This is a genomic window from Bacteroidia bacterium, assembly GCA_026932145.1.
In the GTDB taxonomy this organism is placed as follows: Bacteria; Bacteroidota; Bacteroidia; order J057; family JAIXKT01; genus JAIXKT01.
Map to the genome: position 1 here is coordinate 103,375 of JAIXKT010000019.1, position 10,928 is coordinate 114,302.

General features: G+C 37.0%; 9 protein-coding genes. All 9 read right to left on the reverse strand.

Annotated elements, in window-relative coordinates; genetic code table 11:
* Window positions 1–301: 301 nt before the first annotated feature.
* Window positions 302–1,654, reverse strand: coding sequence for a T9SS type A sorting domain-containing protein (locus LC115_05395; protein MCZ2356112.1), 1,353 nt, complete (start codon window positions 1,652–1,654; stop codon window positions 302–304).
* Window positions 1,651–5,472, reverse strand: a complete 3,822-nt coding sequence (locus tag LC115_05400; GenBank protein ID MCZ2356113.1) for an SBBP repeat-containing protein — start codon at window positions 5,470–5,472, stop codon at window positions 1,651–1,653. The genes LC115_05395 and LC115_05400 overlap by 4 nt, the downstream gene beginning before the upstream one ends.
* A gap of 155 nt (window positions 5,473–5,627) precedes the next feature.
* Window positions 5,628–5,795: a hypothetical protein gene (locus LC115_05405; GenBank protein MCZ2356114.1), complete on the reverse strand. Its 168-nt coding sequence runs from the start codon at window positions 5,793–5,795 to the stop codon at window positions 5,628–5,630.
* Between the two features lie 99 nt (window positions 5,796–5,894).
* Window positions 5,895–6,347 carry an aspartate ammonia-lyase gene (locus tag LC115_05410; GenBank protein ID MCZ2356115.1) on the reverse strand — a complete coding sequence of 151 codons (453 nt, stop codon included), beginning with the start codon at window positions 6,345–6,347 and terminating at the stop codon, window positions 5,895–5,897.
* The gene (locus LC115_05415) at window positions 6,344–7,048 is read right to left on the reverse strand and encodes a hypothetical protein (GenBank protein ID MCZ2356116.1); all 705 of its coding nucleotides are present in this window, start codon (window positions 7,046–7,048) and stop codon (window positions 6,344–6,346) included. Before LC115_05415 ends, LC115_05410 begins: the two co-directional genes overlap by 4 nt.
* Window positions 7,049–7,098: 50 nt before the next feature.
* Window positions 7,099–7,314 carry a hypothetical protein gene (locus LC115_05420; protein MCZ2356117.1) on the reverse strand — a complete coding sequence of 72 codons (216 nt, stop codon included), beginning with the start codon at window positions 7,312–7,314 and terminating at the stop codon, window positions 7,099–7,101.
* Window positions 7,315–7,325: 11 nt separating this feature from the next.
* On the reverse strand, window positions 7,326–8,201 hold the full coding sequence (locus LC115_05425; GenBank protein ID MCZ2356118.1) for a hypothetical protein: 876 nt from the start codon (window positions 8,199–8,201) through the stop codon (window positions 7,326–7,328).
* A gap of 267 nt (window positions 8,202–8,468) precedes the next feature.
* The gene (locus LC115_05430) at window positions 8,469–9,113 is read right to left on the reverse strand and encodes a DUF308 domain-containing protein (protein ID MCZ2356119.1); all 645 of its coding nucleotides are present in this window, start codon (window positions 9,111–9,113) and stop codon (window positions 8,469–8,471) included.
* A 144-nt stretch (window positions 9,114–9,257) separates the two neighbouring features.
* A complete protein-coding gene (locus LC115_05435; protein MCZ2356120.1) occupies window positions 9,258–10,826 on the reverse strand; it encodes an IS1182 family transposase in 1,569 nt (522 codons plus the stop codon).
* Window positions 10,827–10,928 lie beyond the last annotated feature (102 nt).

Genomic DNA, 10,928 nt, shown 5'->3' on the forward strand with positions numbered 1-10,928 from the left:
AATTCGGAGGTTTTAGATTCGTCTTTGGAGGTTTCATATGTCGGTTTCGAGTCTTTAGATAACGATTTGGAGCTTTCAGATGGAAATTCCGTCATGATAGATGTCGTTTTCAGGTCTTTAGTTTTCAAGCTGTCAGTTTTTAGTTTGCCCAAAATTATGAATGAAAAGTAACAATTTGGAGCTGTCAAGAATTAGTATTCAAAATACCCTTTAGGACAAGTTTTGCGCTCAAATGATTTTGCAGTGAAAATAGTTGAATAGAATTTGAAATAAATGAGCCTCAAAATTTGAGGCTCATTTATTATTGCTTTAACAATTTTAAAGTTTGTACATTCTTTGATGATTGCACCCTGATGAAATAAATACCACTTGACAAATTACTAATATCTAATTTCTGATTTGAGCCTAAATTAGTTTTTATTATCAATTGTCCGGCCATATCTGTTACTATAATAGTTGAATTAGATTCGAAATGCAAAAAATTGAGATATTCGTTTGCAGGATTGGGATAAACTACCATACCTTCAGCTTCATTATTCTGCTTCTCATCAATTCCTGTTACTCTGCAACCCAAAGGTTGAAGGCTGAGCATTTTTGCTAAATAGTTTATAGTATCGCTATTTAGCGTATCATAACCGCAGCCTGTAAAAATGGTATCGTGGTAAATATCCACTACTAAATTAGTTGCAATAAAATCCTGTGTAGGAAAATTACACCATTTTTCACCATCCCATTTGGCCAAATGTTTAGCATAAAGACTGTCTGCATAATCAAAAACCCCGGCAACATACAATTCATTGTTGTGTATTTTCATATCATGCACATGAGGTGCGCTGTTATTAGGATTTGTGCCGGTTCTAAGTCCCATACCCAAATCAGACCATGAACTGCCGTTCCATTTTTGTATGCCATCACCAGTATTACTTGCTGAACGCCATATTATACCGGCAATAATTAATTCATTTTTATATGCAAGTAGTTTATCTACAAATGAAGTTCCACCAAGGATGCCATTTCCTACCATTTGCCATGCTCCATTTTTGTAAACAACAATGTCATTATAATCTGTTGTTCCAATATAAAAGCTGTTCCCACCCAAATATAAATCTCCTTGATATATTTCTGCATCGTAAACATAAGCACCTACATAAGGGAAACTAAAAACCGGTTTCCATGATGAGCCTGTCCACTTAGCAATACCGTTACAAAGCAGGCTGTCCACCATAGAAAAAGCACCCATAGCATATAAAGTATCATTAAGCACTTTTACATTCCAAACGAAGCCATTGAAATTTCCGAATGAATACCAGTTAGTTCCGTCATACCTTGCAATATTATTTACATCAACGCCATTAATTTTTGAAAAAAAACCAGATACAATAATATCGTTGTTAAATCTTGTAATTCCACGTGTCTGATTATCAGCGTTACCAATATTATTCCATGTGACACCGTCATAATATAATATTGCTAACTTACTGAATGACGGATTTAATACTTGACCCGCTGCATAAAGCCTGTCCGAAATGGTGTCATTAAAGAGACAGTTGATTTGAAGTGTAGTGTATGGGGTTCCTGCGCTTATCCATCCATTTTGAGCAAAAGCCATTTTTGCCGTTAAGGCAAAAATGGCTATGGAAGTCTTCAATTTCATTGCTTGATAAATTTAGAGCTGATTACTTTATTGGTATAATTCGCCTTTATTAAATAGATACCGGCAGGAATGTTTTCAATATTCACAGCAGCTGAATTTCCTGAAACATTGTTTTTTGAAATCTGCGTGATTATCTGCCCGTTTACATTCAATAAATCCAGTGTAATTAAGGTTTCTGAATAAGGTACTTTAATATTCAGCCTGTTATTGGAAGGGTTGGGATAAATTAAAATGCCATTGTTCGTTATATCCTTATATTCTTCGTCAATGCCGTCAATTAAATCAGTACAGATTAAAGAAATGAAAGCATCAGAATTACCTCCCATAAAGTATTCTTCGTAATATGCACCATTACCTGAATCATAAGTAGGAAAGGTAACTGTTGAATCATCAGCGTTTGTTTTGCCTACCATGTATAGCTGGTTGCCCGCAGCTGCAAGGTCATAAATTAATTCATAATCTGTTACAAACGGTTGAGAGGTTTTTCCGCCAATATAGGTGGAGTAAATTATATCTTCGTTTTCATTAAATACATTAAGTATTCCATCGGTATATGGATAAACATAGACATTACCATTAACTGAGCTTTGCGTATAAGCGCTTTGCTGCGGCACAATATTCAAATCAAAATCGTTTGTTCCACCTGCTATATACTTGCGGTTTTCATTGTCAACAGCAATGGAGGTAAAGGCTGTTTTACCCGTTTCGCTGTAATAAGTACTCCATAAGGTATCGCAGTTTGCAGCAGAAAACTTCATAATATAACCGTCTGTGGAAGAAAAAGTATGGTCGTTAAAACCTGTTGAGCTGTACAAAGGAAAATCGCTGCTGTAAGTAGATCCGACAAGGTAAATATTATTATTATCATCAGCAGCAATTTTTGTACCTGCGGTACCGAATATAGAATATTCATCGCCCGAACCACCTATATAAGCTGACCAAATTAAACTGTTTGCTGGCGAAAACTTACAGATAAAATCATCCGTAGTGCCTCCTCTTAAACTGTCCTTATATGAGCCCGGTGGACTTAATGTTGGAAAATTTGAGCTATAGGTATTGCCCGAAACTATTACATTATTATTTCCGTCAGTTATTACAGATGAAACAAATTCAGCAGCACTTCCACCAATGAACGAGCAGTAAAGCAATGAATCATTTTGGTCAAATCTTGCAATAAAGCCATCGCTGCTGCCTGCATTGGTTTGATAATAGGCGCTGCCCCAGGTTTTCAGAGGAAAATTACCCGTTTCTCCTTTACCGCACAGCAATAAATTATTGTTCTGGTCAAAAGCAAGTGAATAGCCATAGTCGCTGCCTGTGCCTCCAAAGTGCGTTGCCCACCTGATAGTACCTATTGGATCAAACCTGACTACAAAGGCATCAGTAGGTCCATTTATAATACTATCGAGATAAGCATTCCCATTTGGTACCCAGTTAAATAAGGCAGATTTGGTATAGCCTGTGGTGTAAACACTGCCATTGCTTTTAACTTTTACATCGTAAACAGACTGTTCGTTTGAACCACTGTAAAAGGTACTCCATTCTCTTTTGTGGTCAGAATCAAATTTAGTTGTTACCATATTTGTGTTCCAACTACCAAAATTTTGTCCAAGTGTATTTGGAAAACCATGACTACTCGTTAACCCACCGGTGTAAGCATTACCTGAGGCATCGGCATCTACAGCATAAATTTCATCAAAACCTTCTCTCCCAAAATAAGAGCTCCAGCATAAGCCTGTTGCCTGGCTGGCCGCCTGCCTTTCCTTCTGCTTCGCCATAATCACCAACGTATTGCTTGTATTGTAGGTAAAAGGTACAAAATGCCAGTGCCCGTTAACCGTATCTTTATAAATATTAAGCGGCTGCATGGTGTTGGGGATTACTGCTCCTGAAGCATCTACCTCGTAAGCCACAAGCGTATCGTATTTTAAAGTGCCGATGCCTGTGTGTATGCTGTAGGTGCCGGGGCTGTGGGTAATGCTGTCGGCTCCTGCAAGCCGCATCACTATATCTGTGTAATCTGCTCCTCTGTTAATTACAAAGTAATGTTTGGCTCCTGTCTTATTGCTTGTAAAATAAACATTAATGCCTTTGTATAGCTTTTCTATAAAAAGACCTTTGTAGCCGTGTACATCTACTACTCCGCTTGCGCAATGTGGCAAATAAAAGTTGTGGTAATGGCTGCTTTCTTTTCCTTTAGGATATACTTCGTTTGGTAAAATTGCTGCACTGCCTACCGGTATAGCTCCCGGAACAGGTACAGGAGGTGCATCTGTTATAAAGTTCATAGCCACTTTATAAAGTGTATCGGTTGTGGCCGTATCGTTGTCTATTTTACTAAATACGTAATTTACCCCATAGTTATCAAAATACATGGCGGGGCTTTGGTTTTGGGTATAGTATGCTACCTCTGTTGCCACGCCTCCCGTATCATTCGCTAACTGCCCATTGTTTGGGTAATACCACATATTACCCGGCTCTTCGTTAAAGGCATCGGGTATTTCTTCATACGTGGCTTCGCCATAGGCTATGGTTACATACTGCCAGGTCGTGGCGCTTATTTTACTTTGCCCGCTCACATAAACCAGTCCGTCATGTTTTTCAATTCCTGTGGCTATATCATCGCTGTTATATGCTCCGTTAAATCTTATGGTCCATAAGGTGTCTCCGTTTTCTTTGTAGCCTATGGTGGCAAAATCTTTATTGCTGCCGTTGCTGCTTTCGCCTGTAATGTAAACATTATTATCATCACCCACAATCAGCCTGTTGGCTTTGTCCTCATGGTTGTAATTGTAATATCTTACCCACTGCTGTGTTCCTGTACTGTCGTATTTTATGGTGCAGTAATCATCATTGCCGCTGCTGTTTTTTGTTTGGCCTGTTACATATACATTGCCATAGTAATCTACTCCTAAAGAGTTGGCTATATCATCCTGGTGTGAGGTGTGATCGAATGTTCTTGTCCATTTTACATTTCCCTGGTAATCGAATTTTATTGTTTTATAATCTAACCCGTTTGATAGTGTTGCTTCTGCTCCTGTAACATATACATTTCCGTTTACATCTGTTACTGCCTGTGTTAATTTATCAAAGCTGACTCCTGCTGATCGCAGTGTATCAACCGTGGTTCCTGCCGGTGTATATTGCAGCCTTGCATAATCATAGGTGGTAATGGTGCTTTGGCTGCCTCCATTTACAAATATGTTATTGTCGGCTATTTCTACGTTAAATGGAATATCATTCCCTAAGTAGTTGTATGTTTTTATCCATTGCTGACTTCCGCTGCTGTTTAATTTTATAGTTGCATAATCAAATAAGGTCAGATACCCCATGCTTGCTCCGGTAACATAAATATTAGTGGTGTCAACAATAATGGCACTCACTATATCTGCCGCACTTCCAACTCCATTGTAGGTGTACGTCCAGAGCAAGGTGCCTGTGCTGTCGTATTTGAGCACTAAAAAATCGTAGTTATTGGTTGCATTTATATAGCTAAATCCGGCTACTATTAAATTCTGATTGCTGTCTATGGCAAGTGCTGTGGCCTGATCTCTGTAGTTTCCACTTCCCGTGTAGCTTATTGTAAATAGTGTTGCTCCATACTGGTCGTACTTTTTTATTTCAATATCTGGTCCTGTTAAGCTGTTAATTGAAGAGCCGGCTACATAAAGATTTCCGTTACCGTCTATAACAGTTGGTATTTTAAGCACCGTGTCCTGTAAGCCGAAAGTATCTGTCCAGATGGTTGTGGCCGTGTTTTGTGCTTTCAAGGTTATGGAAAAGGTCAAAGAAATAATAATTATTATATATTTTTTCATGTGATTAAAATTAAGGATTTAATTTAAATTATTGATTTTTATTTTCTGTAAACAGAAATGTTCAAGGTGGTTTGAATGATTGAAAATATAAGTCGAAATATAATCTATACTTTGGGGCTGGCGTGCGGTTGGTGAATTTGGGCTCTTTTACATTTTTATGTGCCGTTGCCTGTTGTGGTTGTGAAAATGGAAATGTGCCTAAATGTGCGGTTGCGCGCGTGGGCTTTTTTGGTTGAAGGTTGCTCCTGTCCGTCATGTTCGCAATGTCCTATTGGTTGCTTATAACGTTTGGCAGCTTGGCGAAGTGGCGGATTTTGAAGCACTTACTTTCATTTTAGCACTAATGCTTATTTGAAAACCAAATGTTCAATTTAGCACCGAACCCGCCATTTTGCCAAACTGCTGTTGTGCGTTCGGCATAATTAATTCAAAAGTTCCCATTTTTCTTTATAAATATCAACGTTATCTCTGAAAGACCTCATATCATTGTCATTGTGTTTTTGACCATTTCTTCCCGGTGTGTCTAACCAAGTTTGATGATTGTTTCTAACATTTTCAGCTAATTCAATACTAGGTACAATATAAAAATCTGGTCTTTCAAATTCATCTTTAAGCATAACAAAAATATAAAAAAGGTCTTTACTCTTTATGTTTTCAGCCTTTTTATTTAATGGCCATTTTTTTGATTTATTTTGAATTGTTTTTACTTGTATTGCAAATGTTTTAAATCCATTTGGTTCACAAGCTAATATGTCTACGCTATCATTATTTCGTAGTGTAATAGACGCCATAAAACCACGTCTTGATAATTCAGCTGCTACATAATATTCACCTGCAATTCCTGTAATTCCTTTGGAAAGTCTATTTGATATCATAAATGTATATTCTTGTAAAACCAACCTATTGATTGACTTAAAATTGGTTTTGTTGAAACAGTAAATTTGTCTGATGGAAATGTATAGTCAATTTGCCCAAACTCATTTTTTATAACAATTGCGTTTCCTATTATTTCAAGTTTGCCAACAGTTTCAAAATTGTTTGACGCTCTTAATACTTCCATATTTTCAGGATTATATGTTTGTTCATCTGTCCACATTTCATACTTTCCCTTAATTCTATCTTGTTTACCACTTTCTTCTGTGTAATTTTGATAATCGTATTCAGTAAGTTTAATTAGGTTGCATATTTTAATAATTTGCAAACCGTTTGTAACTGGCGGATTTCCGAATTCAAGTTTAGCGTTTAATGATTTTTCTAAATCTTGTTTTGAATAACGAAGTTCGTCTGGTGTTACGCCTTGTTTGTTCAATGCGATGATGAGTTCATACAAAACATAATCTCTAAAATCTTCGTGAAGAGTTGTAAGATGAAGTCTAAACCAAGGATATTTAGAATTGATTAATTGAAAAGGTTGGTCGAAATTTTCGTATTCGCCTTTTTCGTTCACTTCTAATCCTTCGTCTGTCAAATCCATTTCGTTGTGATGATAAATGAATTTTTCTCCGTTTCGGTTTCGTTTGCGTTCAATTGTTAAGCTTCCGCCTTCTGCTAAAATTTCAAAAACTGTTTCTGTCATATTTTATTTTTCATCAAAGTTAGTTTGTCTTTACGTCAAAATGTGTCGTCCTATTTGTCAATGTTGAGTTTTGTGCGACTGCTCGGAAATACTGACGCACAACGGTTCGCGTGTATGTGCAGTAGCGGATTAGAAACACGTTCCTGTCCGATTAGCACAAGGTTTCTTAGAGGCACAGACCTTCGATTTACCACTTCACCCGCTATTGCTACATACACGCTGTTATGCCTTCGTTGTTCTTTTCTGTCAATTAATTTACTCGACATTTGTGATAGTTTTATTTCTTTTTTTCCTTAGTCCATTGCCAATAGAAATAAGGAAAAATCGGTAAAGGAAATACTTGTTGAGCGTCAATGTCAGGGAAGAAACCATTAATGGCTAATATTTCAATTCTCATATTTCTTAAAACACCAAATCGGTTCTTATAAAATGGTGCAACTCTAAATCCATAAGTCAATTGATGTTTTCGAGGGACATTTTCTAAAAATGTCAAGGTTGAACCATAAGTATATGCTAAATGATAGCTAATCCATTTTGATGGTCTGTAATCGAACCCTATTGAAAAATTTGGATTCCAACTTTTTTGAAATGTTTTGGATTGAAAATTCAACGAATCGTTGTTTCGCAAAATAAGTTCTCCAATATAATCTAGTCCAGCTGATAGATTAATGTAATATTTGTCTTTGAAATTATATCCCAATGATGGTTTCAGATGAAAGTAAGAGCCGTTTTCCCAAACAGTCAGAGTGGGGGTTTCAAATCTTTGGAGTGTGTCCCAAAAATGCACAAACATTGCTTCAATGCCAATTGTTGGTATAATCCCTTGTTGTTCATTAAATCTATACCTTAAGTTCAAACTTGGGATTGGTTTTTTTAAGTCAGAAAATGCACCGTAAAGCCACGGTAACAAATCTATCTGTGCAGTCAATCTATCAGTTATACCATAAAATGCCCAACTAGGGAACGGTAGTGTTTGAATAGATTGTGCATAAATCCATTCTCCTTTTTTTAGGGTGTAGGGTGTAATTGCGTCTATGGGGTGAAGATACGAGTCGTCATTTAATGGGTTTTCCTTCTTAGTCAAACCAACTTGAGCTATGGCGTTGTTCGTCAGAAAAACTAAGAGTAATATAATTGTCAGAGATGTTTTCATATTTCTGGTTTGTCCTTTCACAATGAGGCATAACGGTCCGGCAGCTTGGCGAAGGAGCGGACTAACGAAGCCGAAATTTTCAATATAGCACTACCGTAAGCAAAACCGCTTGGTGTTGCGAACTTACAATTTTTATCGCAAAAACCAAGCGGTTTTTGCGACAATCGAAGACGAAACGTTCAACTTAGACGGAACTCCGCTCTTTTGCCAAACTGCTTGTTATAGGCTGTGGTTCTGGTCATTGCATTGTTTTTTAACATTTGCTAATTAATCATCAACACGTTTAATATCGTTGTAATATTCTTCTTTCAAATCTTCAATCTTGTCTTTCAATTCTTTTCTCAATTTTCCAGGAAGTGTTTTCAGCTTTTTCAATTGGAAAGCCAGTACAATAGCTGAAATACCCACACAGATAAACGATAAAGCCGTCATCACGACTAATGATATTCCTGTGAAAATCGGATTTGCGATAAGTAAGAATGAAAATATAATCCCCAAAATACTCAAGATTGCTAGATTACCCCATTTTATCACACCGTAATTTTTCAGTTCAAAGGAAAATCCCAATCCTTGAAAAGAACGGAACAGTAAACTAAATCCTATGAAAAATGGCAATGTAGTTGCTGCAACGTCAGGTTTTGATACTAAAACGATACCGATAAGTAAACTAAAAATTCCACTTGTAAGATACCAACCCCAACCCTCGAGTTCATCTTTATTCTGAACGGAAAACACTATTTCCAAAATTCCTGAAAATAGGAAAGTCAGACTAAAAAAAATGGTCAGCGTTAAATAAGTCGCAACAGGAACGCTAAATAAATAGCCCCCAAGTAGGATAAATAATACACCAATGATTGCTGGAATATACCAGTTTTTTACGGTGTTTCGAACTGTTTTAAGAAATGTTGCCATACGATTTGATTAATTTAATTGTTACAAAATTATATTTATTTACTATTCACGGCTTTTTTTATACCATAGCCTATAACGGCAGTCTGTCTAATAACTTCCTTTCTCCGTTAATTTCTTTCACTAATCTACACATTAATTTCAATTTTAAGCAACTTTAAAAAGTCTTTTTTCAAAATAGATTTCTCTAAAATGAAAAATAAAGTGCTGTGAAAACGGCTTAAATTTGCTTGTGGAGAGCGAAAAATAAAAGCCAAGTTCTCTTAGGAACTTTTTGAGCAGGTTTGGGTCTAAAATATTGAAGATTCTACGGAGGTTGAATGCGGTAAAAATCAATCCAACATCTGCCGAAGCTCTATTGATACCTTGTTTTGTCATGATGTAAGAATAATCCCATTGTCTTTTGATGATTCCAAATGGGTGTTCTACAATCGCTTGCCGTTTTTGATATTGTTCGTATCGCTCTTGGATGCGTTGTTTGTTTTCCTCGAGTAAATGTGCATAAGCCGTGCGTTCAATGATTCTTCCTCTATTTCTGGAGGTTTTGGTGCAACGCTCGTAAACAGGACAAGTTTTGCAGGCGGTAGTTTTGTATTGTTGCATTGCCACAGACTCCTGCTTTTTTCGCCCTTGGTGATTTCTGCTTTTTTGATACCAATTTCCGTTGCTAGAAAGCGTTTCTCCTTGCGGACAAGTATAAGTGTTGTTTTCGCTATTGTAAATAAAGTTGGAAACATTGTAGGAAGGATCGGGAGCCATGGAAGAAGATGAGATGTCGGGAACGGCCACCAAGACTTCTACACCCAATTCGTCTGCTTTCACAAATTCTGAACCTGTGTGATAGCCCTTGTCAAACAGGGCTGTAAAATCATTGTGCTCGAGTACTTCTACTGCCTGCTCCAACATACTTCCCATAGCTTTGGAATCGTTTTCATTGGTAACTTCAAAATTGATGGGAATGTTATGTTTAGCATCAACGGTTGATTGCACATTGTATGCAACTTCAGTAATGTAATTGCGAATAATGAGCTGTCTGCTATCCGGGTCTGAGGTGGATATTTGGACTTCACCCGATTCTTCGAGCTGTTTTTCTAAGTCGTGGTATTTTTGCTTGTGAAAGAGGTGTTCTTCGATTTTCTTTTGTGCTTTTGCCTTTTGTTCGCTATCACCATCTTCTTGCGCAAGAACAGCGTTATATTCTTCCAGCTTTGCTTCAATGTAAGCCAAATGACGGTCGATTTTCTTTTGATTAAAGTTGTTCTTTTTTGAATTCTGTGCTCGCAATTTTGTGCCATCACCTGCCAAGAGTTTACCGCCAATCAACTCAAAGTTTTTGGCAAGTTCTACCGTTGCCCGAAACACTTTCTTAATAGCCTTTGGATTATCTTTTCTAAAGTTGGAGATCGTGTTGTGGTCAGGTACTAAATTCCGCATCAACCATTTTACTTCCATATTGCGCACACATTCTTTTTCTAATTGTCGAGAAGAGCGAATGCGGTTCAAATAACCGTAGATAAACAACTTCAACAAATCCGAAGGATGATAAGAAGGTCTTCCGCCTTGCTCGTTTTGTTTTGATTCCGAAAACCCAAATTCACCCAAAGGCAAACTATCCACAAACAAATCAATCAACCGAACTTCGTTATCTTGCTCAATGAGTTCTTCCAAACTGTAAAACTCCACTTGATTTCTATTTTTACCAATGATATATTTCATAAGGCAAATATACTGAAAATCAAACGGATAAGCTAATTATTTAGAGATAAGTTATTAACAATCAATGAGTTAATAAAGAAGAGGTTTTTAGACAGTTTGACG

Excerpts from the sequence above, each read along its gene's own strand:
- LC115_05395 (MCZ2356112.1), bottom strand. The coding sequence starts at position 1,654 with ATGAAATTGAAGACTTCCATAGCCATTTTTGCCTTAACGGCAAAAATG.
- LC115_05410 (MCZ2356115.1), bottom strand. The coding sequence starts at position 6,347 with ATGATATCAAATAGACTTTCCAAAGGAATTACAGGAATTGCAGGTGAA.
- LC115_05435 (MCZ2356120.1), bottom strand. The coding sequence starts at position 10,826 with ATGAAATATATCATTGGTAAAAATAGAAATCAAGTGGAGTTTTACAGT.
- LC115_05430 (MCZ2356119.1), bottom strand. The coding sequence starts at position 9,113 with ATGGCAACATTTCTTAAAACAGTTCGAAACACCGTAAAAAACTGGTAT.
- LC115_05400 (MCZ2356113.1), bottom strand. The coding sequence starts at position 5,472 with ATGAAAAAATATATAATAATTATTATTTCTTTGACCTTTTCCATAACC.
- LC115_05420 (MCZ2356117.1), bottom strand. The coding sequence starts at position 7,314 with ATGTCGAGTAAATTAATTGACAGAAAAGAACAACGAAGGCATAACAGC.
- LC115_05415 (MCZ2356116.1), bottom strand. The coding sequence starts at position 7,048 with ATGACAGAAACAGTTTTTGAAATTTTAGCAGAAGGCGGAAGCTTAACA.
- LC115_05425 (MCZ2356118.1), bottom strand. The coding sequence starts at position 8,201 with ATGAAAACATCTCTGACAATTATATTACTCTTAGTTTTTCTGACGAAC.